General features: G+C 59.2%; 19 protein-coding genes. 9 read left to right on the forward strand and 10 right to left on the reverse strand.

The window, feature by feature from the left end; genetic code table 11:
* Positions 1-4: 4 nt before the first annotated feature.
* From HPDFL43_RS14860 to HPDFL43_RS14875, 4 genes are read right to left on the reverse strand one after another with little or no spacing between them, the layout of a single operon-like run.
* Positions 5-757 (reverse strand): SDR family NAD(P)-dependent oxidoreductase, encoded by a 753-nt coding sequence (locus tag HPDFL43_RS14860; RefSeq protein ID WP_007198198.1) that lies wholly within the window; start codon positions 755-757, stop codon positions 5-7.
* 36 nt (positions 758-793) lie between these two features.
* Positions 794-1,681 (reverse strand): NAD(P)-dependent oxidoreductase, encoded by an 888-nt coding sequence (locus HPDFL43_RS14865; protein WP_007198199.1) that lies wholly within the window; start codon positions 1,679-1,681, stop codon positions 794-796.
* Position 1,682: 1 nt separating this feature from the next.
* A complete protein-coding gene (locus HPDFL43_RS14870) occupies positions 1,683-2,735 on the reverse strand; it encodes a transketolase family protein (RefSeq protein WP_052093214.1) in 1,053 nt (350 codons plus the stop codon).
* A complete protein-coding gene (locus HPDFL43_RS14875; RefSeq protein ID WP_007198201.1) occupies positions 2,732-3,583 on the reverse strand; it encodes a transketolase in 852 nt (283 codons plus the stop codon). The genes HPDFL43_RS14870 and HPDFL43_RS14875 overlap by 4 nt, the downstream gene beginning before the upstream one ends.
* Positions 3,584-3,765: 182 nt before the next feature.
* Between HPDFL43_RS14875 and HPDFL43_RS14880 the strand changes: the two genes are divergently transcribed.
* Both HPDFL43_RS14880 and tkt read left to right on the forward strand, forming a co-directional pair.
* On the forward strand, positions 3,766-5,106 hold the full coding sequence (locus tag HPDFL43_RS14880) for an NAD(P)H-dependent oxidoreductase (RefSeq protein ID WP_007198202.1): 1,341 nt from the start codon (positions 3,766-3,768) through the stop codon (positions 5,104-5,106).
* Complete coding sequence (tkt, locus tag HPDFL43_RS14885) at positions 5,099-7,054, forward strand: transketolase (RefSeq protein WP_007198203.1); 1,956 nt, start codon at positions 5,099-5,101, stop codon at positions 7,052-7,054. The genes HPDFL43_RS14880 and tkt overlap by 8 nt, the downstream gene beginning before the upstream one ends.
* A gap of 182 nt (positions 7,055-7,236) precedes the next feature.
* Here tkt and HPDFL43_RS14890 read toward each other — a convergent pair whose 3' ends face one another.
* Positions 7,237-8,079, reverse strand: coding sequence for a LysR family transcriptional regulator (locus HPDFL43_RS14890; protein WP_007198204.1), 843 nt, complete (start codon positions 8,077-8,079; stop codon positions 7,237-7,239).
* Between the two features lie 108 nt (positions 8,080-8,187).
* On the opposite strand from HPDFL43_RS14890, the gene HPDFL43_RS14895 reads away from it, so the two are divergent.
* The 5 genes from HPDFL43_RS14895 to HPDFL43_RS14915 are packed head-to-tail and all read left to right on the forward strand — an operon-like array spanning position 8,188 to position 12,998.
* Complete coding sequence (locus HPDFL43_RS14895; protein WP_007198205.1) at positions 8,188-8,787, forward strand: amino acid synthesis family protein; 600 nt, start codon at positions 8,188-8,190, stop codon at positions 8,785-8,787.
* Positions 8,759-9,553: an alpha/beta fold hydrolase gene (locus HPDFL43_RS14900; RefSeq protein WP_007198206.1), complete on the forward strand. Its 795-nt coding sequence runs from the start codon at positions 8,759-8,761 to the stop codon at positions 9,551-9,553. Before HPDFL43_RS14895 ends, HPDFL43_RS14900 begins: the two co-directional genes overlap by 29 nt.
* Complete coding sequence (locus HPDFL43_RS14905; protein ID WP_007198207.1) at positions 9,550-10,473, forward strand: flavin reductase family protein; 924 nt, start codon at positions 9,550-9,552, stop codon at positions 10,471-10,473. Before HPDFL43_RS14900 ends, HPDFL43_RS14905 begins: the two co-directional genes overlap by 4 nt.
* Before the next feature lie 3 nt (positions 10,474-10,476).
* A complete protein-coding gene (locus HPDFL43_RS14910; RefSeq protein ID WP_007198208.1) occupies positions 10,477-11,511 on the forward strand; it encodes an LLM class flavin-dependent oxidoreductase in 1,035 nt (344 codons plus the stop codon).
* 8 nt (positions 11,512-11,519) lie between these two features.
* Positions 11,520-12,998, forward strand: a complete 1,479-nt coding sequence (locus HPDFL43_RS14915; protein ID WP_007198209.1) for an aldehyde dehydrogenase — start codon at positions 11,520-11,522, stop codon at positions 12,996-12,998.
* 71 nt (positions 12,999-13,069) lie between these two features.
* On the opposite strand, the gene HPDFL43_RS14920 is transcribed toward HPDFL43_RS14915, so the two are convergent.
* The gene (locus HPDFL43_RS14920) at positions 13,070-13,810 is read right to left on the reverse strand and encodes a maleate cis-trans isomerase family protein (RefSeq protein ID WP_156970288.1); all 741 of its coding nucleotides are present in this window, start codon (positions 13,808-13,810) and stop codon (positions 13,070-13,072) included.
* Between the two features lie 154 nt (positions 13,811-13,964).
* On the opposite strand from HPDFL43_RS14920, the gene HPDFL43_RS14925 reads away from it, so the two are divergent.
* The gene (locus HPDFL43_RS14925) at positions 13,965-14,426 is read left to right on the forward strand and encodes an Lrp/AsnC family transcriptional regulator (RefSeq protein ID WP_007198211.1); all 462 of its coding nucleotides are present in this window, start codon (positions 13,965-13,967) and stop codon (positions 14,424-14,426) included.
* A 22-nt stretch (positions 14,427-14,448) separates the two neighbouring features.
* Here HPDFL43_RS14925 and HPDFL43_RS14930 read toward each other — a convergent pair whose 3' ends face one another.
* Positions 14,449-15,648 (reverse strand): M24 family metallopeptidase, encoded by a 1,200-nt coding sequence (locus tag HPDFL43_RS14930; protein WP_040449262.1) that lies wholly within the window; start codon positions 15,646-15,648, stop codon positions 14,449-14,451.
* Between the two features lie 209 nt (positions 15,649-15,857).
* Between HPDFL43_RS14930 and HPDFL43_RS14935 the strand changes: the two genes are divergently transcribed.
* Positions 15,858-16,913 (forward strand): diaminopropionate ammonia-lyase, encoded by a 1,056-nt coding sequence (locus HPDFL43_RS14935; RefSeq protein WP_007198213.1) that lies wholly within the window; start codon positions 15,858-15,860, stop codon positions 16,911-16,913.
* Between the two features lie 93 nt (positions 16,914-17,006).
* Here HPDFL43_RS14935 and HPDFL43_RS14940 read toward each other — a convergent pair whose 3' ends face one another.
* The 3 genes from HPDFL43_RS14940 to HPDFL43_RS14950 all read right to left on the reverse strand — a co-directional run bounded on the left by HPDFL43_RS14940 (position 17,007) and on the right by HPDFL43_RS14950 (position 21,301).
* Positions 17,007-18,239, reverse strand: coding sequence for a M24 family metallopeptidase (locus HPDFL43_RS14940; protein WP_007198214.1), 1,233 nt, complete (start codon positions 18,237-18,239; stop codon positions 17,007-17,009).
* A gap of 295 nt (positions 18,240-18,534) precedes the next feature.
* Entirely contained in the window at positions 18,535-19,278 is a 744-nt protein-coding gene (locus tag HPDFL43_RS14945; protein ID WP_245271150.1) for an ABC transporter permease, read from the reverse strand.
* Positions 19,279-19,717: 439 nt separating this feature from the next.
* Positions 19,718-21,301 carry an ABC transporter permease gene (locus tag HPDFL43_RS14950; RefSeq protein WP_040449263.1) on the reverse strand — a complete coding sequence of 528 codons (1,584 nt, stop codon included), beginning with the start codon at positions 21,299-21,301 and terminating at the stop codon, positions 19,718-19,720.
* Positions 21,302-21,324 lie beyond the last annotated feature (23 nt).

Here is a 21,324-nt window from a genome sequence, read left to right on the forward strand (position 1 = left end):
CATATCAGTGAATCAGCGACCCACCATTCACATCCAACTCGGACCCGGTCACATAGGCGGACAGATCCGACGCCAGAAACAACGCGCAGCCGGCCACATCAGATGCTTCGCCCGCGCGCCCCATCGGAATGCCGGCAAGAATCTGGTCCATCATGTCCGGCGTCAGTTTACCCGCTGTGATGTCTGTCGCGATAAACCCGGGACAGATGGCGTTTGACCGTATTCCATCGGGCGCAAGTTCACGGGCCATCGCCTTGGTCAACCCAAGGATACCGGCTTTGGCAGCGGAATAATGTGGTCCGCCAAAGATTCCACCACCACGCTGCGCCGATACCGATGACATGTTGATCAGCTTGCCGGTCTTGCGTTCCCGCATATGCGGGATCACGGTCTGGCTCATGTTCAAGGTGCCAAGCAGGTTCACATCCAGCACCGCATCATAATCCTCATGCGTGATATCCATGATCTTCAATGGCTGTGTGATGCCCGCATTGTTGACCAGAATGTCGATCTGGCCATAGGCCTCGAGCACCACCGCGACGGCAGCTTCGCAATCTGCCTTGCGCGTCACGTCACAGGCCAGACCGATATGACCTTCACCGATATCTGCAGCCGTATCCTCGGCCTGTGCCGCATCCAGATCAAGGATCACGACGCGCGCGCCATGGTCGGCAAAAAGCTGCGCCGTCGCCTTGCCAAGGCCCCGCGGGCTCGCAGCACCGGTAATGATTGCGATTTGTCCGTCCAGAAGTTTCATGACACCATCCTTGTCCGCCGGGTCTTCGACCCGCGTTCAGCTTTCGCGAACCTTACAGCCCGTCAGCGCCTCGTAGGCGCGGATCACGGCGCTGTCGTCTTCCCGGCCCAGCCCCATGCCGCCAGCCCCGACCATCATCTGAAAGGCCTGGGCTGCCAGCGGAACCGGAGCGCCCGCATCCCGTGCGGTCTGAACCACAAGACCAAGGTCCTTGATGAAGATATCGACAGTCGAAGTCGGGGGCGCCGATTCTTGCATCATGCGCGGCACGCGGTCATCCATCATCCAGCTTTGTCCGGCCGAGCTCGACACGATCTCCAGCAGTCTTTGAGGATCACACCCCGCCTTCGTGCCAAACGCCATAAGCTCTGCCGCCGCCACGAGATGCACCCCCGCGGCCAATTGGTGAACCACCTTGTATGTCGCGCCCATGCCCGGCTGGTCGCCCAAACGGTGCACCTTCTTGGAAACAGCGGCGAGCATATCGCCTGCCCGTTCGAAAGCGGCATCAGGGCCGGACGCCATAACCGTGAGCGTTCCACTGTCGGCCCCGACCTGTCCACCGGACACCGGCGCGTCGAGCATCAGATGACCCGCGTCGTTCAGCTGTGCCGCGATCGCGCGGGCCTCAGACGGCGCAACCGTGGACGACAGGACGACAACCGCCCCCGGAGCCAAAGCTGCGGTTACCCCTTCAAACAGAGCCGCCTCCGCCTGCGCAGCCGTCGCCACCATCACCAGAAGCAGGTCGCAACCAGCAGCCACCTCTGGCGCGCTCTCTCCGGTCTTGCCTCCGGCTTCCACAAAGCGGGCACGCGCGACAGCTGACAGATCGAACCCCCGCAACGCGATACCTGCAGACATGATGTTGCGGGCCATGCCCTGTCCCATCATGCCCAGCCCGACTATTGCTGCATCTGCCATCTTACATGTCCAACCATGATTTGACCTGCGCGGTGATCCGATCGACGGTGATCCCATACTGGTCGTGCAATGTCGGCAAGGCACCGGCATCAAGGAATTCATCAGGCAACGCGATCTGCCGGAACGGCACATGTACCTGCGCGCGCATCAACGCACCAGCAACGGCTTCACCCAGACCACCCGTGATCGAATGGTTCTCCGCCGTCACCACAAGGCGCCCGCCCCTGGACGCCTCAGCACAGATCGTTTCCGCGTCCAGGGGCTTGATCGTTGGCGAATGCAGTACGGCACAGGACACACCCTCCGCCGCCAGCGCCTTTGCCGCATCCAGCGTTCGCATCGTCATGAAGCCCGACGAGATGAACAGCACGTCGGTCCCATCATGGATCATCTTCGCCTTGCCCAATTCGAACCGGTAGCCATATTCGCCCAGCACATTGGGCACCTTGCCGCGCAGCAGCCGCATGTAGACTGGCCCCGGCGTATCAGCGATTACACGGGTTGCCTGATCGATCTCCACCGCATCGCAAGGATCCAGAACCGTGAGGTTCGGCATGCCACGCATGATCGCGAGGTCTTCGGTCGCCTGATGGCTGGGGCCGTATCCGGTGGACAGACCCGGAAGCGCGCAGCAAATCTTGACCGGCAGGTTTTCCTCGGCAATCGCCATTGCGATGAAGTCATAGGCGCGACGGGACGCAAAAACCGCATAGGTCGTCACGAATGGCACAAAGCCTTCGCGGGCGAGACCTGCGGCGGCGGACATCAGCAACGCCTCAGCCATCCCCATCTGATAGAAGCGGTCAGGATGGGCCTCAGCGAAGACATGCAGATCCGTGTACTTCGACAGATCCGCCGACATTCCGACAATGCCGTCCCGGGTCTTTGCCAGATCGACCAGAGCGTGTCCGAACGGGGCCGAAATAGCCTCTCGTCCTTCGGAATCGAGCGAGGCAATCATTGCACTCGTTGCCACCCGCTCCCCGGTCTGTGAATCGGGCAGGGTACGAGGCGTGTATTTCGACTTGCGCCGTGAGAACGAGGGAATGGTCATTGCGGCTTGTCCTCATCCAGCAAGGCGATGGCTTTTGCCCATTCATCGGCTTCGACCCGGATAAAATGCGTGCTTTCGCGCTGCTCAAGAAAGGGAATGCCTTTGCACATCTTGGTGCGGCAGATAATGACACGCGGCTGCAGTTCGCGATGATTGCGGGCATTGTCGAAAGCCTGCACCAGCGCTGTCAGGTCATTGCCATCCACCTCCTGCGCATACCATCCGAAAGCAGCCCATTTCGGCGCTTCTTCTGATGTCGCAAGCGCATCCAGTGTTGGTCCATCCGCCTGCTGATTGTTGAAGTCGACAATTGCGATCAGATTGTCCAGCTTCCATTGAACCGCAGACATCACCGCTTCCCAGGTCGAGCCCTCTCCAAGCTCACCATCGGACAGCATGTTGTAGACAAAGGCCGACGACTTCTTGCGTTTCAAACCAAGTGCTGCACCAACGGCAATGCCCAATCCTTGACCCAGGGAGCCGCCGGTGATTTCCATGCCCGGAGTGTAGGCCGCCATGCCCGACATCGGCATGCGGCTGTCATCCATGCCATAGGTCTCGATCTCGTCCTCAGGCAGGATGCCCGCCTCGATCAGGGCGGCGTACAGCGCAATGGCATAGTGCCCGATCGACAGGTAGAACCGGTCCCGGCCTTCCCACTCGGGATCGTTGGCGCGGTAGGTCATCGCATGAAAATACGACGCAGCCAGCACATCCGCCACACCAAGCGCCTGCCCGATATATCCCTGTCCCTGCACTTCAGCCATTTGAAGCGCATATCGGCGGATCGACCATGCCCTTTGTGCGAGGCTGACATTTGATTTCTCGGTCTCGCTGATCTTCGACAAACCTGGCCTCCTCCCGTCCGCGCGCTGGACTGACTGAATCTCCGCGAAAAACAGAAATCGACAAGCGGGAAATCGTTAACCACTATTTAGCTCAGCTTAACAGTTACGTTTGAAATATTGATGGCTTCTTCACCCACTGCCCCGGTATCCTGATCCGGAGCGATCATCGGAGGAGCCGTGTCATGAACCTTTCAGCCTTGCTCGCCGCCCGTGCCGCCAAAGGAAAGCCGGTTCGGATCGGCCTCATCGGCGCGGGTAAATTCGGATCAATGATCCTTGCCCAGGCCAAACATATTCCCGGGTATCACGTCGTTGGCATCGCGGATCTGGACGTGATCAAAGCCAGGGCATCCCTTGCACGTGTGCACTGGGATGAAGACCGGTATTCAGCCAGCTCTTTGGCGGAAGCCGTTTCAACCGGCACGACCCATGTCACCGATGACGCGGCCAGCCTGTTTGCCAATTCTGAAATAGAAGTGATCATCGAAGCCACAGGACATCCAATCGCAGGCGTTCGCCACGCCCTGGCGGCTATCGGCGCTGGAAAACATGTGGTCATGGTCAATGTCGAAGCGGATGTGATGTGCGGGCCAATCCTGGCTGAACGGGCGCACCAGGCGGGTGTGGTCTATTCGATGGCTTATGGCGATCAACCGGCAGCCATGTGCGAGTTGGTCGACTGGGTCCACAGCTGTGGGTTCGAGCTGGTCGCAGCCGGCAAGGGTATGAATTTCTGCCCGAGTTACAGGTATTCGACGCCCAGCACTGTCTGGGACTATTTCGACTTTACCGAAGAACAGGTGGCGGCCGGCGACTTCAATCCGAAGATGTACAACTCATTTACCGACGGCACGAAGGCCGCAATCGAAATGGCCGCCGTCGCGAATGCCACGGAATTGGATTGCCCCAGCGATGGGCTGGCATTCCCGCCAGCCGGTCTGCAGGACCTCGCCGAGGTTTTCAAACCCATCAGTGAAGGCGGGCGCTTGGAAAAGGCCGGCATCGTCGATATCGCGTCCAGCCGCGAACCCGACGGGCGCGTGGTGCTCAACAATATCCAGTACGGCATGTTCGTGACCTTCCGGGCACCTGACGAATACACCCGCCAATGCTTCAACCAATACGGCCTGATGACGGACAAATCCGGTTGGTATGGCAGCATGTGGCGCCCCTTTCACCTGATCGGCCTGGAAACATCAGTCTCCGTTCTGTCCGCAGCCTTGCGAAATGAACCCACCGGTGTGTCAAAACGCTATCGCGCCGATGCGGTCGCCACGTCCAAAGGTGATTTTGCAGCAGGAGAGATGCTCGATGGTGAGGGCGGGTTCAAGGTTTGGGCAAAGGCAATACCCGCTACCCAGGCTTCCGCCTTGGCGGCCTTGCCGATCGGCCTGGCACATCATGTCAAACTGAAACGCGCCATCAAACGCGACCAGATCGTCACTCTCGACGATGTGGAGATTGTGGACGATCTGGACATTCACGCCCTGCGCTCTGACCAAAACAGGCTGCTCGATGCCTGAAACACTGAACATTCAGAACATGGCGGATGCGATCCGGTTTCTTTCCATCGACTCCATCCTGAACGCAGGCGAAGGCCATCAGGGTGTGCCACTGGGAATGGCGGAAATCGCCGCAACCCTTTATGCCAAACACCTCAAGGTTGACCCGGATGATCCGCTATGGCCCGACCGAGACCGCATTGTGCTGTCGAACGGCCATGGTTCCATGTTGCTTTATGGCCTGCTGCACCTGTCGGGATACAAAAAGGTGACGGTCGAGGCGCTGAAGGCTTTCAGGAAACTGCATTCGGTCTGCGCCGGACACCCGGAGATCGAACAGGATGCCGGTATTGAGATCACCACCGGTCTTCTCGGTCAGGGCATTGCCTGCGCCGTCGGCATGGCGGTTGCCGAAGAACGCCTCGCCGCGCGCTTTGGCCGTGATCTGGTGGATCACCGGACCTGGGCGTTTGTAGGCGACGGATGCCTTCAGGAAGGCATGGGGCAAGAGGCGATCTCGCTTGCAGGGCATTTGCAACTCGGGCGGCTGACCTTCCTGTGGGACGACAATCACATCACCGATGACGGCGACACCGCCTTGTCGGTTTCCGAGGATATCCCGGCTCGGTTTCGCGCCGCGGGCTGGCATGTCATTGAGGTGGACGGGCACGACATTGCCTGTATCGACAAAAGCATCGCCGAGGCCAAAGCCGATCCGCGGCCAACTCTGATCGCCTGCCGCACCACAATCGCGCGCGGCATTCCGCGCCTGCAGGGCCAGCGCGGCGGGCACAGTGCGCCACTCACGCCTCAAGATGCCCAGGAGGCGCGCGCGGCACGCAAATGGCCCCATCCGCCATTCCATATCCCTCAGGAGGTTTACTCTGATTGGGATAAAGCGATGATGCAGGGACGGACGGCGAAGTCCGATTGGCAGGAGCGGCTGAAAAAACATCCCGCCCATGCAGAGTTTCTCCGCTGGACCAATGGCGCCTTGCCCGACGGCTGGCTTGATGCCTTGCCCGAGACCAGCTCAGAAGCGCGCCCGACGATCCAGTCCTCGGGCGATGTCTGCGATGCCCTGTTGGACGGCCTTCCTGAAACCATCGTCCTGTGCGCCGATCTCGAAGCACCGACAAACCACAAACGCCGCCGCAAGGCATTCACGGCCGACAGTCGCGACGGGTCATATGTCCATTGCGGTGTGCGCGAACATTTGATGGGGGCGATGGCCGATGGGATCGCGGCGCATGGTGGTCTGCGGCCGGTGAATGTGACCTATCTCGCTTTTGCGGATTATGAACGCGCCGCAATGCGTATGGCAGCACTGATGGGGCTGCCCGCGATCTTTGTCTTCAGTCACGATTCCATCGGTGTGGGAAGCAACGGCCCGACACATCAACCCGTGGAAACCCTGGCGAGCTATCGCGCGATGCCCAATATGCGCGTATTCCGTCCGGCCGATGCCATCGAAACCGCAGAGGCATGGCAGATTGCATTGGAAATCCGAGACGGCCCGTCAATGCTCGCCCTGTCCCGGCAAGATGCAGAGCAGGTGCGCAAGGATGGGTCAGAAAACCTCTCTCGCCGGGGCGCCTACGTTCTTGCAGGATCGGAAACAGACCGCGACCTGACTTTGATCGCCACGGGCACCGAAGTCGGCTTGGCGATGAAAGCCCGGCACATCCTGGAAGAATGCGGCATTCGCACGGCAGTCATATCCATGCCCTGCTGGGAACTTTTCCAGGATCAGGACGCCGCCTATCGCGCTGCTGTTCTGGGTGCGGCTCCGCGCATCGGGATCGAGGCGGCATTGAAGTTCGGCTGGGAAAACTGGTTAAGACCGGACGACGCGTTCATCGGGATGACCGGCTTCGGTGCGTCCGCGAAGGCACCTGAACTCTACGAACATTTCGGCATCACCACAGAGCGGATCGTTGCGACTGGCAAAAGTCTGACTGGACACTGAACACCCGGTCTTTATCCCCGGCAGGTTCGTTACCCATTCGCCCTCAGATCAGATCTCGTTTCCCAAAGATCATTTGGCCGCGACCCGATGGGGAAAGTTCGTTGTCGATCCTGTCTCCACCGCCATCAAGTTGACCTGCCATCCATTATCCATCAAAGATCTGGAACGGTGGCTCCTTCGGTTCAGTGGCTGATCCGTGCCAGGAACCAGTCCCGAAACTGTTTTGCGGTGGGATCCGATTCATTGATGCGCAGAAAGTAGCCTTCCTTGCACGGTGCAATCGCATCATCAGCCCGGACCAGTTGCCTGGTTCGCACTGCGTGCTGAGCCAGCACTTCACTGACAAGCGCAACACCGTTTCCATCCACAGCAAGGTTCAACGCTGCCCCATAGCTGTCGACGAAGATGTGAGGCTTGGGGCTTCCCCCCACGACATCCCCCCATGTTTTCCAACCGTCTGAGGTGCCGACGGATTCGATCAATGGCAGGGATTGCAAAGTGCCCTCGAGACTGGGGGACTTCAGCGCGATGAGCCCGTTAGGTTCGAGCATGATTGCATCACGCCCGACCTGTTTTTGAGAGCCGAAGGGAATTTCCACATCCGCTCTGACCGTGTGAAAATCGTCTGGCCAGATCGTGCTCAGGAATCTGATCCGGATATTCGGGTGGATCTTGGTGAACTCGGCAAGACCAGGCGATATGATCCATTGCGCCACGCTGACCGATGACGCGACCGTCAGCACATTCTGTGTCGGGATCGGATCAAACGCGCTGGCTGCCGCGCTCAAAGTCTCCAGCGCAGTGCCCACTTGCGGCAACAGTCTGCGACCGTGATCCGTCAGGGTCAGTCCGCGCGCGCGGCGGATAAACAGCGGAACACCAAGTGACATTTCCAACGATTTGACATGCTGGCTGACCGCGGACTGCGTCATGCCGATTTCCTCGGCCGCCGCCGTAAAACTCAGACGCCGGGCAGCCGCTTCAAATGCGCGGAACCAGGCAAGGGGTGGCAACGCTTTCACCATGGGCAAGTCACCTATTAGTAATTCTAATAGCTAAGCCTCCTGATCATTCGTTTGTCAAACGGCACGGCGCTGACCGATAGTCTTGGTGCACACAGCAAGGAGACGCTTATGCAGCCAGAGATCAGGAAATTGGTGACGTATGACGAAGAGATTCTGGTTGAGGGGTTTCGGGTCGCCGAACGCCCCTGGCGCATGTTCGCCACGGCCGCCATCGTGCGCAATCCCTGGGCAGGCAGGTATGTTGAGGATCTGAAGCCTGAAATCCAGGCATATGGCCCGGTGCTGGGCGAGATGATGACCGAGCGGATGATCCGGCTTGCAGGATCAGGCGACGCCATCGAGGCCTATGGCAAGGCTGCCGTGGTCGGTTTGAACGGCGAAATCGAGCATGCCTCCGGGCTGATCCACACGCTTCGGTTCGGCAATTTTTACCGCGAGGCGGTTGGTGCAAAATCCTATCTCGCCTTCACCAACACGCGTGGCGGGGCGAATGCGCCGATCATGGTGCCGCTGATGGACAAGAACGACGCCGGCCGCCGTTCGCATTACCTCACGATCCAGTTCGCCATCCCCGACGCACCGCGTGATGACGAGATCGTTGTGGTGCTTGGCGCCGCCACAAGTGGCCGTCCGCATCACCGCATTGGTGATCGCTACCAGGACTTGAAGGATCTGGGCCATGACCTGGACAACCCAGCCGCGGTCTAGATTTGGGCAAATTGCCGCCATCACCAAAGGCGTGGGCCCAAAAGTTCTGTTGATTCATGGGGTTGGTTTGCGTGCCGAAGCATGGGCCGCGCAAACCGATACACTGGCTGAGAACTGTCATGTCATGGCGGTTGACATGCCCGGACATGGGGAAAGTGCGCGGCTTCCCGTTGATCCACAGGCTGTTGGGCCGCATTTGGCCGGATACACCGATGCCATAGCCGCAACGCTCGATCAGCCCGCCGTGGTGATCGGGCACTCCTTCGGGGCGATGATCGCAATGGATATGGCGACCCGATATCCAGACAAGGTGCGAGCCGTGGCCGCTCTCAACGCGATACATCAACGCGATGATGCTGCCAAAGCGGCCGTGAACGCGAGAGCGGCAAGTCTTGACGGCATGACAATTGCCGACCCGACGGCAACCTTGGTCCGATGGTTCGGCTCAGAGCCCTCGGCAGAGCGAGATGCCTGTCGCGGCTGGCTTCGTGAAGTGGACGCGAGCGGTTACCAGGATGCTTACCGCGTGTTTGCATCCCAGGACGGCCCTTCCGAAGAGGCGCTGAGAAATCTGCATTGCCCTGCCCTGTTTCTGACAGGTGCTGACGAACCAAATTCGACCCCGGAAATGTCCCGGCGCATGGCAGCACTGGCGCCACGCGGGCAGTCTGAAATCCTGGCCGGAGCGGCGCATATGTTGCCGATGACCCATGCGGCACAGGTCAACGCAATCTTGAAGCACTTCATTCAGGACAAAGCAAAATGACACAAATAGACCCCCGCGCGCTGCGAAACGCCTTTGGCAATTTCATCACCGGGGTCACGGTGGTGACGGCCCTTCGCAAGGACGGCACACCGGTCGGATTTACAGCGAATTCGTTTTCATCGGTTTCGCTCGACCCGCCCCTGCTGCTCGTTTGCCCGGGCAAGTTCCTCTCGAGTTACGAGACCTTTGCCAGCTGCACCAATTTTGCGGTGAACATCCTGTCGGAGGGGCAGGAAGCTGTTTCGAACCTGTTCGCAAGTTTCAAGGGCGACCGTTTTGCCCAGGCGCCGCATCGTCTCGACCTGCATGGAGTTCCTCTTATTGACGGAGCCGCTGCACAGTTCTCCTGCAGCACAGATCAGATCATTCCGGCCGGCGATCATTGCATCCTGATCGGGCGGGTTGACGATTTCGCGCATGCCGGCGGTGCCGGGCTTGGCTATGTCGGCGGACAATATTTCAGCCTCGGACTGGAACGCGCGGTCTTTGAAGAGACCAGCGGCCCCGCCATTTGCGGTGCGATCGTCGAGGATGGTGACCGGGTCCTGATGGTCCAGACCGTTGATGGGTTGCGTCCACCCCAATGCACCCATAGCGAACGCGGACGATTGATCAACGACCTGCGCGACACACTGGCGAGCAACGGGATCACGGCCGAGCTTGGACAAGCCTATTCGGTTTTTGAAAGCATCAAACCTCGTGCCCACCACACCTATTTTCTGGCCACGGGCCAGCTCAAAGCGGCATCCTCAGAAGTCATTTCCGTGCCTATTTCCGAGCTACCGGACCAGACATTCGCCACCCCCGCGATCGGGCGGATGATGACCCGTTTCGCGCTTGAAGCGCAGACCCGAAACTTCGCCCTTTACCTCGGAGACACCGAAGACGGTGCCATCCACACTCTAGCAGCAGGGAACTAGAAGATGGATTTTTCTCTCTTTGCACATATGGAGCGGATCAGGCCAGACCAGGAGCAGCGTACCTTGCGTGAAGACCTGATCACGCTGGCAAAAATGGCGGATGACGGCGGTATGCGGGCGATCTGGACCGGGGAGCATCACGGGATGGATTTCACCATCGCGCCCAACCCGTTCCTGAGCCTTGTTGACCTGAGCTATCACACCAAAAACCTGCGGCTTGGAACAGGCACTGTCATTGCGCCATTCTGGCATCCGATCAAACTTGCAGGCGAAGCGGCATCCGCCGACCTGATCACCAACGGGCGCATTGAACTCGGCATCGCCCGCGGTGCCTATTCCTATGAATATGAACGGCTTATGCCCGGCATGGACGCCTGGGATGCGGGACAGCGGATGCGCGAGAGCGCCCCTTTGCTGCGCCAGCTCTGGGCAGGCGATTGCGCCCATGAAGGGACATATTATCAGTTCCCCGCGACCACATCGGCACCAAAGCCCGTGCAACCTGAGGGCCCTCCAATCTGGATCGCCGCTCGCGATGCCAACAGCCACGCCTTTGGCGTCGACAACGGGTTCAACATTCAGGTCACGCCGCTGTGGCAGGGAATGGCCGAGATCGAAAGCCTGATGGACAAATTCAACCAGGCCTGCGCCGCCTATAACGGGCCACGCCCGAAAATCATGCTGCTGCACCACACCTATGTGGGTGCCGACAGCGATGACGTGGCACAAGCGGCCAGAGAGCTCTCGGAGTTCTACTGCTATTTCGGTGCGTGGTTTCAAAACAAGCGCCCGGTCAGCCAGGGGCTGATCAAAAATCTGAGCGAGGAAGAAATCGCCGCGAACACCATGATGTCACCCGAAAACATGCTGCGCGACCTGACAATCGGAACCACGCAAGAGGTCATTGATCAGATCAAGCGCTATGAAGATCTGGGTTATGATGAATTCGCCTTCTGGATCGACAGCGGCATGAGTTCCGAGCGCAAGCGCGCATCGCTCGCGCGCTTCATCGATGACGTCATGCCAGCATTTACGTGAGAACCAAGATGTCCCAACTTCCCCATTTCCAAATCTATATCGACGGCGCCTGGACCGATGGCCATACGGGCCAGACCATGGCCACGCAAAACCCTGCAACCGGCGAGGATTGGGCAACATTCGCCTGTGCCGCACCGCAGGATGTGGACCGGGCGATCGCTGCTGCCCGCCGGGCGTTGAACGATCCGGCATGGCGCGACATAAGCCAGACTCAGCGGGGCAAACTGCTTTACCGCCTGGCCGAACTGATCGAGGATAATGCACAGGAGCTCGGGCGGATCGAAACAACCGACAGCGGCAAGTTGCTGGCGGAAACATCAAGCCAGACCGCCTATGTCGGCGATTACTATCGCTACTATGCGGGCCTTGCCGACAAGATCGAAGGGGCTGTGCTGCCGATCGACAAACCGGACATGCATGTCTTCACCCGGCGTGAACCGATCGGGGTTGTCGCAGCGATCGTGCCGTGGAATGCACAGATGTTCCTGACTGCAACAAAGCTCGGCCCAGCCCTCGCAGCCGGGTGCACGGTTGTGCTGAAGGCATCCGAGATTGCCCCTGCCCCAATGCTTGCCTTCGCCAGACTGATCGAGCAAGCAGGCTTTCCAGCAGGCGTGGTCTCGGTCATCACCGGCGACGCGGAGAACTGCGCGATCCCGCTCACCAGACACCCGGACGTGGACCGGATCGCCTTCACCGGCGGTCCCGAGACAGCACGCCATGTGGTGCGCAATTCGGCTGAGAACTTTGCCGTCACCTCGCTGGAACTTGGTGGTAAGTCTCCGATCCTTGTGTTTGAAGACGCCGATCTCGAAGGCGCGGCCAATGGCTTGATCGCAGGCAATTTCGGCGCGTCAGGCCAGAGCTGCGTCGCCGGATCACGTGGTCTGGTCCATCGCCCGATTCTTGAGCAGTTGATTGCCAGGATCAAGGAAAAGGCGTCGCACATCGTCGTCGGCGATCCGATGGATGCCGGCTCGCAGCTTGGTCCGCTTTGCACGGCTGCGCAGATCGAAAAAACAGTTGCGACACTGACTGCCGCGAAAGCCCAGGGCGCCACAATACACTTCGGTGGTGAACCACTGGCGCAGGCCGGCAATTACATGGCGCCAACCCTGGTGGAATGTGCCAGCACCGACACCGAGACATTGAAGGTCGAGATGTTTGCGCCCGTGATGTCACTGATCCCCTTCGACAACGAAGAGGAGGCCATCGCGATTGCAAATGCCTCAACTTTTGGACTGGGCTCCGGTGTCTTCACCCAGAATCTTGCACGGGCTCATCGCGTGTCTGCGCGGCTGAAGGCGGGCATCTGCTGGATCAACACCTACCGCGCCGTTTCCCCGATCGCGCCCTTCGGGGGCTACAATCAGTCCGGCTACGGGCGCGAGGCGGGGATCGATGCGATCCACGAATACACCCGCACCAAAACCACCTGGATCAACACCTCGGACAAACCGATGGCAAATCCGTTCGTCATGCGTTGAATTGGAACACGCGCCCGGAAGGCTTTGCAAACGCCGGTCCAGCAACCCGTCATTGCCTTCTCGGCCCTTGACTACTGCACGCCGGACAGGAGCTTTCCAAACCCGGCTTTTCCGGTCTTGACGCCCGCAAGTTGGCACATGTGCCAGATCAGAACCTGGTTGCTTGAAAGTACCGGTTTCCCGACCCGGTCTTCTATCGTGGAAATGATATCGAGTGTGCGCAGGTTCGTGCAGGAAATGAAGATCGCCTCCGCGTCCGTGCTTTTCCCAATTTCAACCGCCGCCTCGATCAGCGACGCGGGAGAAATGCGCGCGACAACGGCTTCCTCACCTGTCTCGAATGAGCCGAATACCGGTGTTTCAATCCCGTTTTCCGCCAGAACCGAGCGCAAGGCCGAAGACACGTTCTCGATATAGGGGGAGAGGAACGCAAGCCGCGTGACGCCAAGATGCCCGCTTGCTGCCAACAGGGCGGAAATCGGTTCGGTGACGGCCTTGACCGACGCCCCCGACCGGACCAGATCGCCGACCCGTTCAATGCCGATCACCGAAGTGCCGGACGTGCACCCATAGCCGATCACATCAAAAGACGCGGGCGTTGGAAACAAGCTGGCACTCTGCCCGATATGATTTTCCATTTCAGCCAAGGTGCCCGGCGTAACGTCCACACTGCTGGGGACCCGCGACACGTAGAGATCCACATCGGACGGCATGATCCGGCGGAAATCGCCCTCGATGGTTTCGTCTGCTTGCAAAACCACAAGCCCCAGCCGGGGTTCATTGCGCGGTTCGGTTTCAAATGCCAATCCCAAGCTCAACCCCTTTCCAGGCTTCCAATCTGCCCAGGACAGATCGGTTGTGACCGAGACAATGCTAGCAGAGTTTTTTGATGGAAGTTCCCGCCAATTCCACCCAGAATGGGAAAAACCTTCACTTCAGATGAAAAAATGACCGAGTAGATGCATCATGGAAACCACGGATTCTGATCAGACCATCCTGCGCATGCTGCAGGAAAATTCGCGCGAACGGCTGGAGGCCATCGCGGCGGAAACCGGGTTGTCCGTCGCAACGGTGCAACGCCGCATTCGCAATCTGAAGAACAATGGCACAATCATCGCGGAAAGCGCGGTGATCAATCCGAAATCCGTCGGCTACGCGATGACCTTCCTGGTCTTTGTCGAGCTGGAGCACGAGCGCATCGACCAGATCGACGCCTTCCGCAGAAAAGCCAAGGCGGAGCCCCAGGTTCAACAGTGCTACTACATCACCGGAGAGGCCGACTTTGCGCTGATCGCCCTGGCCAGGGACATGGAGGACTACGAACAGCTAACACACCGGCTGTTTTTCGCTGATTCCAACGTCAAACGGTTTCGAACCTCCGTGGTCATGGACCGCACCAAGGTCAGCCTGGATGTGCCTCTGAGCTGAACCGCGGCGCCAGCGCGCCTGCTCAAACGGTGATCAGCGGCAGGGATTTCGGCGCTGGTCGAGTGAGCAGGACCGGGCCGTCTTCTGTCAGCACGAGGTTTTCCTCATGTACCATCATCCGCCCGCCCCCCAGATCAACCGACGGCTCCAGTGTCAGCACCATGCCGGCCTGAACGGGTGTCTCGTCCGTTGCCATGATTGATGGCCATTCGGTGAGTTGCATGCCCAAACCATGCCCCATCCGTCCAACGCCGCTGCCGCCCGGAAAATCCTTGTCGAGCACACGCTGCATGGCATGGTAGATCTCGGCGCAAGTCGACCCCGGACGCGTGGCTTCGAGACCCGCCTGTGCCGCATCTAGCAGCACCCCATAGGCCTTCTCGGCCGCACTCGACACAGGCCCAAAGGCAAAGTTGCGGTCAAAATCACAGAAGTAGCCATCGAAGACAGCCCCGGTATCGAGCATCAGGATGTCTCCTGCGCGCGCACCGCGCGGCGATGGCGGCGAGATGATATCCATGTAGCCACCCGGCCCTGCCCCACCCACGAGGTAATCGACATCGTCGATACCGCGCTCCAGACAGGCAATCTTGAAGCGCCGGAAAATCTCGATCTCGCTCATCCCCATACGAAGCTGGTCCGGAAAAGCCTCGAACACATCCGAGACCATGGTGCAGGCATGGGCGATCTTCTCGATCTCCGCAGCTGATTTTATCATCCGCAGCGAACTGATCAGGCCGCTCGCATCCACGAACTCGCAGCCTCGCAGCATGTCCCGCAGCCTGTGAAAATCGCCGACCGGCATGCGCAAATGCGTCTCCGGCCCCTGCGGCACACCGATCCGGGCGTTATGCCCCAAAACCTCGCCGATCGTGCTGGCAAGCAATGAGACGCCCTCATCTTCAGGCCGTGGAGACTCCCAGCTGCGCACATCATCAAGCCAGGTGGCGTCGAAACACTCCCGGCCTATCGACGGAACGACCGCGACAGGTTTGCCGGTGGCCGGTACCAGCAGGAACCACGGTCGGGTCGGGCTCAGCCAGAAGCGGCTCAGAAACCCCGTGAAGTAGCGGATCTCCGGCTCGGTTGTCAGGAACAGCCCGTCCACGCCCAGATCCGCCATTGCGGACTGCGCCCGGGCAAGCCGGGATTCGAATTCGGAAACGGGAAATCCACGCCCTGGTCCGGCTTCAGCTTTTGGGTGATGTGGATCAAGGCTCATGGGACTCGCATTCAGACAGAGGTTAGCGTTCTGACACTGCACATTGCGGGTTCATCGGAATTGCCATCTTGCAAGGACAGGGCTTTCTTGAGTTTGCCGCTTTTTGTTGATTTTCACACATCAGTAGCATGGTCTTTTTTGACGGGAGTTGATCAGATAATCCTCAAACTTGATGCAAGCCGATCGCCTGCCTGCTGTATCCTGCCACCATGAGATATGAAAACCCACGACGGAACAAGCCGGGCGTACCACGCCTGTTCTGCACCGAACCCGATCGCCCGCTGGCGATGTTGCAGCTGTGCCCGGCCTATCAACCAACCCCGTTGCGCGCGATGCCGGCATTGGCCGCGGATCTCGGGATTGGCGCGCTCAGGGTCAAGGACGAAACCCGCCGCATGCGGCTGGGCAGCTTCAAGGCTCTGGGCGGTGTCTATGCGATAGCGCAAATGATCGAGGACGCGTCTGGCACGTCCGACCTCGACAGCGCGCAAGCCCGCAAACTGGCAGCCGGCATGACCTTCATCACCGCCAGCGCCGGCAATCACGGCCTGTCGGTCGCCGCCGGGGCCAGAATTTTTGGCGCCCGCGGCGTCATTGTCCTGTCCAGTTCCGTTCCGGAAGGCTTCGCCGAACGCATACGCAAGACGGGAGCCCAGGTGGTTCGGGTCGACGGGTCTTACGAGGACAGCGTCCAATATGCGATCGACGCCGCAGAGCAGAACGGATGGCAGCTGCTCGCTGACGGATCCTGGGAAGGCTACACCGCGCCACCTGCCCTGATCATGGAGGGCTACACCGTGCTGGCCGAGGAATGCCGGCACGAGATCGCCCAAAGTGGAGACTGGCCGACACATGTTCTGGTCCAGGCAGGCGTCGGTGGCCTTGCAGCCGCCATGGCAGCGCACATTCGCGATCACTGGGCCACGCAGCCGCAAATCATCATCGTAGAGCCCGAAGCTGCACCCTGCCTTTTGAAAAGTGCCAAGGCTGGCAAGATGACTCGCGCGGAGGGGCCGGAATCAAACATGGGCCGGCTCGATTGCAAGGATGCATCGCTGATTGCATTCGAGGCGCTGCGCCATGACGCCGATCTGTTCGTCACAGTCAGCGACGAAGATGCGCAAGCCGCAGCGCGCCTCTATGAGCACCACGGCATACAGACCACGCCCAGCGGCGCAGCGCCGCTCGCCGCTCTCCAGCAACTCAACCTCGGGCACACTGCCCGCTGCCTGCTGATCGCCACCGAAGGCCCGGAAACAGCCTGACGCCAACATGTTGGACATGCATCCCCAAGGACTTGGAGCAAAAACAAAGAAGCCGCTGCGAACAGCGGCTTCTTTTATTTTCATGCGCCTGACCTAGCGCCGGATGATCATCTCTTCCGGCCCGTAGGGGAAGTTGGTGATGTTTTCCGCACCGGTCTCGGTAATGATGAAGATATCATGCTCGCGGTACCCACCGGCACCGGGCATGCCTTCCGGGATCATGATCATCGGCTCCATCGAGACGACCATGCCGGGTTCGAGCACCGTGTCGACGTCCTCGCGCAGCTCCACGCCCGCTTCACGGCCATAGTAGTGCGACAGCACCCCGAAGGAGTGGCCATAGCCGAAGGACCGGTACTTCAGGAGATCCCAGCCGCGGTACATGTCGTTGAGCGCCAGTGCGATATCAGAGCATTTCTTGCCCGGCCCCATCATGTCGGAGCCGGCTTTCATCACCGCACAGTTCTTTTCCCACAGATCGAGATGGGCATCCGACGCCTCCGCGCAGAACAGCGTCCGCTCAATGGCCGTGTAGTAGCCGAAGATCATCGGGAAGCAGTTGAGCGACAGGATGTCGCCGCGCGCGATCTTCTTGTTGGTGACCGGATTGTGGGCACCATCGGTCATGATGCCGGACTGGAACCAGGTCCAGGTGTCCATGAGCTCGACGAAGGGGAAGCTCTTCCCGATCTCGCGCACCATGGCCTGGGTCGATGCCAGCGCCACTTCATATTCCGGCACGCCTTCGCCAATGGCTTCCATCACCGCACGCGCACCGACATTGCACACCCGGGTACCTTCGCGGATCAAGGCGTGTTCCTCGGCCGATTTCATCGTTCGCATCCACATCGAGGCTTCGGCGACATCAACGAACTCGATACCGGGAAACGCATCACCGAGCAGCTTGCGGAAATCCAGTGAGACATGGTCAAACTCGATACCGACCCGGCGCGCTCCCGCCGGAATGAGGGATTTCAGAGCTGTGAAGAAATTGTCCCGCCGCCAGTCGGAATAGATGATGTTGTCGCCGTGGCTGCGCCGCCAGGGCTGCCCGCCATCGATCCCGGCTGATACGGTGGTCGCATTGTCCTGGGTCAGAACGAAGCCGTATTTGCGGCCGAAGTAACAGTAGAGGAACCCTGAATAGTAGCAAATGCCGTGGTAGGAGGTGAAAACCGCGGCATCGATGTTCTTTGCGGCCAGATGCGCGCGCATGTCATTCTGGCGACGGTCCATTTCAGCCGCCGTGAACGGCGAAAATTCCTTTTCTCCGTTCTTCCATTGGAAGACGTGCAGCATGTCGTCGGTGCTGTTGGGATGTGTCATGATGAGGATCGCTTCAATTGGGCCTGATGGCCCGCGACCCTATTGCCGCGAACGTTGGCCTGACCGGGAAGTGAAACCGGCAGGCTCAATGTAGCCGAATTCACGCGTCGGGCATCCCCCAAATTGACATGATTTGGCCGGTTCGCGACGTCAGATCAGAGTCCGTTGGCGTACAGCGCCGCGCATCAAAGCGGGTGCGCAAAAGAAGCTGCAACGCTTTGAAAGAACGCTTTGAAAGAATGCATGCACCCTGTCGCTCAATCGTAACCAATTGAGAGCAAGGTGCATTGCTGCCTCAGCCCGGCGACATGCCGCGCAGGCGCTCCGAACGGCGGCGCAACAGCTCAACCACAGTCAGCAGGATGATAGAGATGATCACCAGGATGGTGGCGACGGCAAGAATGGTCGGGCTGATCTGCTCGCGCAGGCCGGTGAACATCTGCCAGGGCAGCGTCTTCTGGCCGGCGGAACCGACGAACAACACCACCACAACCTCATCGAACGAGGTGATGAAGGCGAACAGACCGCCCGAAATCACGCCCGGCAAAATCAACGGCATCTGGACCCTGAAAAATGTGGTGACGGGATCAGCCCCCATGTTGGCCGCGGCTCTGGTCAGCGACTTGTCAAAGCCAACCAGCGTGGCCGTCACCGTGATGATCACAAAGGGAATACCGAGCGCTGCATGGGCCAACACAACACCGATATAGGTGCCCTGCAGACCAATGCGGGAATAGAAGAAATACATGCCCGCAGCCGAGATGATCAGCGGTACAATCATCGGCGAAATCAGGATCGCCATGATGGCCCGCCGGAACGGCACATGCGACTGGGACAGGCCAATGGCGGCGAGTGTGCCCAGCGTAACCGAAATCAGTGTCGCGGCGGGTGCGATCTGCACCGAATTCACCATCGCCTGCTGCCAGTCGGGATTGGTAAAGAAGTCCCGGTAGTGCTTGAGCGAATACCCTTCAGGATCAAACGCCAGCATCGCCGGCGTGAAGGTGAAGAAGTCTTCAGCGTTGAAGCTTAGCGGCATCACGGTGATAATCGGCGCAATGAGAAAAAAGAAGATCGCGCCGCAGATGAACTTGAATGTGTTGTGCCACAGAACCTGTCCAGGCGTTGCATAGATGGGTGTTCCGGAACGGTAGCCTCCGGTCGAGAGCCAGTAGGAAAACCAGCTCAGCACGAAGCCAATCACCAGCCCACCAACAACGCCGCTTGTGCCGGCGAAGATCAGACCGGCAATTCCGAAAATGACGGATGCAGCGCCAATACCGGTGCGCTTGGAGGGCACAAAGCTGGTGAGCAGCCAGCCGAGCGCCACGCCGCAGACCGCACCGATGACAATTCCCAGCAACGACGACCCGTTTGCCGTGCCGACCAGAAAGCCGAAAAAGGCTCCGGCAACCGCCATCAACGGCAATACGAAACGGATGAGGTCGACTTCAGGCTTTGTTGAATTGCGCATTGGTCTACCCCAGGCTCACATTGTCGATGCCCACGATCCGATCATAGACCCAGTAGAGCAACAGCACGACCGCCAGCAGGATCGTCCCCAGCGCAGCCGCAAGGCCCCAGTTGAGCGATGACGATATGTGGTAGGCGATCCGGTTGGAAATAAAGGTACCCGTCGTGCCACCAACCAGTTCAGGTGTGATGTAGTAGCCGATGGCCAGAATGAACACGAGGATCGACCCGGCACCAATGCCCGGCACCGACTGGGGGAAATAGACCCGCCAGAATGCAGTCCAGTTGGTGGCGCCAAGGGATTTTGCTGCGCGCACATAGGTTTGCGGAATGGTCTTCATTACCGAATAGAGCGGCAGGATCATGAACGGCAGCAGGATGTGCGTCATCGCAACAATGGTGCCGAACTGGTTGTTGATCATCACCAGCCGGTCCGCGTCATTGACCATGCCCAGCCAGACCAGAATGTCGTTGATCACGCCCTGTTGCTGCAGCAAAACCTTCCACGCGGAAGTCCGCACCAGCAGCGACGTCCAGAATGGCAACAGCACCAGGATCAGCAACAGGTTCGACGTTCTCAGCGGCAATGTAGCGAGCAGGAAAGCGATAGGGTATCCCAACAGGATGCAGGACCCCATGATCACCATGCTCATGAACAGGGTTCGCCCGAACAACAGCATATAGATCTGCTGGTTTTCGGGCTGTTTCTCGATACCGGCCGGGGTCTGTTGCAGGTCAACAGAGGACAGAAAGTATCCGGCCGTGTAAGGCGATGAAAAGGCTTTGATCGTACCCCAGACTTCGGCGTCAGCCCAATCCTTGTCGATGTCGAGGAATTGTTGCTGGAGAGAAACCGTCTCAAATCCGTCTACCGCGGCATCGGCAGCTTTGAGCATATCTGCCCCTGAGCCGGAGTAGGCTGCGACAACCGATTCAGGCTGTTTGGCAAGATCGCGATACAGCATCGTGTAGACAAAATCTTCCGGCTGCTCTTCGGCCAGCACGTCGTTCTTGTTGGCGACGATGCGCGTCCAGGATCCCCAGGCGGATGCCGTCTCGGGCAATACCGCCGCAATCCCCGGTGATTCCATAAGCGCAACCCAGGCGGTGGGATCGCCCCACTTCGGATCGAGCGCCTCAAACTGCTTGGTGTATTCGTCGGTGTCCATACGGCCAATGCCGCGGCCGGTCTTGCGCAGCAGCGACGACATTCCGGTGGTTTCGTAGTTCAGGCGGGAACCGAGCCGCGTATGAGTCTTGAATTCTTCGGCTTCAGACAGATCCACATAAAAAGCCGCGAATATGTCTTCACTCGGTGCAGCGGCGTTGCCGTCCTGATAGTCCCATTCATTCAGGGCAATGACGGTCCGCGGAATGGTCTGCGATACAATGTCGTTCTCCACCGAACGAAACAGCATATCGGCAATCGGCGCAATAAAGCTGATCAGCACGAACAGAAGCAGGGGCGCAATCAGAGCCAGCGCGCGGAGCTTCTGACGCCGCAACGCAATTTGCAGGCTTTTCTTCAACGGCACGCCATCAGCGGACAGCATCGGCCCGTTTGAAGGGGTTGTCGTGGCATCGGTCATCCGGCCGGCTCCATCCTGCTATC

The sequence above is a fragment of the Hoeflea phototrophica DFL-43 genome (assembly GCF_000154705.2).
Classification (GTDB): domain Bacteria; phylum Pseudomonadota; class Alphaproteobacteria; order Rhizobiales; family Rhizobiaceae; genus Hoeflea; species Hoeflea phototrophica.

What these genes read in the sequence shown, in the direction of transcription:
- HPDFL43_RS14950 (WP_040449263.1), bottom strand. Translation starts at nt 21,301, where the DNA reads ATGACCGATGCCACGACAACCCCTTCAAACGGGCCGATGCTGTCCGCT.
- tkt (WP_007198203.1), top strand. Translation starts at nt 5,099, where the DNA reads ATGCCTGAAACACTGAACATTCAGAACATGGCGGATGCGATCCGGTTT.
- HPDFL43_RS14915 (WP_007198209.1), top strand. Translation starts at nt 11,520, where the DNA reads ATGTCCCAACTTCCCCATTTCCAAATCTATATCGACGGCGCCTGGACC.
- HPDFL43_RS14865 (WP_007198199.1), bottom strand. Translation starts at nt 1,681, where the DNA reads ATGGCAGATGCAGCAATAGTCGGGCTGGGCATGATGGGACAGGGCATG.
- HPDFL43_RS14945 (WP_245271150.1), bottom strand. Translation starts at nt 19,278, where the DNA reads ATGCCGCTAAGCTTCAACGCTGAAGACTTCTTCACCTTCACGCCGGCG.
- HPDFL43_RS14930 (WP_040449262.1), bottom strand. Translation starts at nt 15,648, where the DNA reads ATGAGCCTTGATCCACATCACCCAAAAGCTGAAGCCGGACCAGGGCGT.
- HPDFL43_RS14940 (WP_007198214.1), bottom strand. Translation starts at nt 18,239, where the DNA reads ATGACACATCCCAACAGCACCGACGACATGCTGCACGTCTTCCAATGG.
- HPDFL43_RS14935 (WP_007198213.1), top strand. Translation starts at nt 15,858, where the DNA reads ATGAGATATGAAAACCCACGACGGAACAAGCCGGGCGTACCACGCCTG.
- HPDFL43_RS14925 (WP_007198211.1), top strand. Translation starts at nt 13,965, where the DNA reads ATGGAAACCACGGATTCTGATCAGACCATCCTGCGCATGCTGCAGGAA.
- HPDFL43_RS14880 (WP_007198202.1), top strand. Translation starts at nt 3,766, where the DNA reads ATGAACCTTTCAGCCTTGCTCGCCGCCCGTGCCGCCAAAGGAAAGCCG.
- HPDFL43_RS14910 (WP_007198208.1), top strand. Translation starts at nt 10,477, where the DNA reads ATGGATTTTTCTCTCTTTGCACATATGGAGCGGATCAGGCCAGACCAG.
- HPDFL43_RS14905 (WP_007198207.1), top strand. Translation starts at nt 9,550, where the DNA reads ATGACACAAATAGACCCCCGCGCGCTGCGAAACGCCTTTGGCAATTTC.
- HPDFL43_RS14870 (WP_052093214.1), bottom strand. Translation starts at nt 2,735, where the DNA reads ATGACCATTCCCTCGTTCTCACGGCGCAAGTCGAAATACACGCCTCGT.
- HPDFL43_RS14895 (WP_007198205.1), top strand. Translation starts at nt 8,188, where the DNA reads ATGCAGCCAGAGATCAGGAAATTGGTGACGTATGACGAAGAGATTCTG.
- HPDFL43_RS14860 (WP_007198198.1), bottom strand. Translation starts at nt 757, where the DNA reads ATGAAACTTCTGGACGGACAAATCGCAATCATTACCGGTGCTGCGAGC.
- HPDFL43_RS14890 (WP_007198204.1), bottom strand. Translation starts at nt 8,079, where the DNA reads ATGGTGAAAGCGTTGCCACCCCTTGCCTGGTTCCGCGCATTTGAAGCG.
- HPDFL43_RS14900 (WP_007198206.1), top strand. Translation starts at nt 8,759, where the DNA reads ATGACCTGGACAACCCAGCCGCGGTCTAGATTTGGGCAAATTGCCGCC.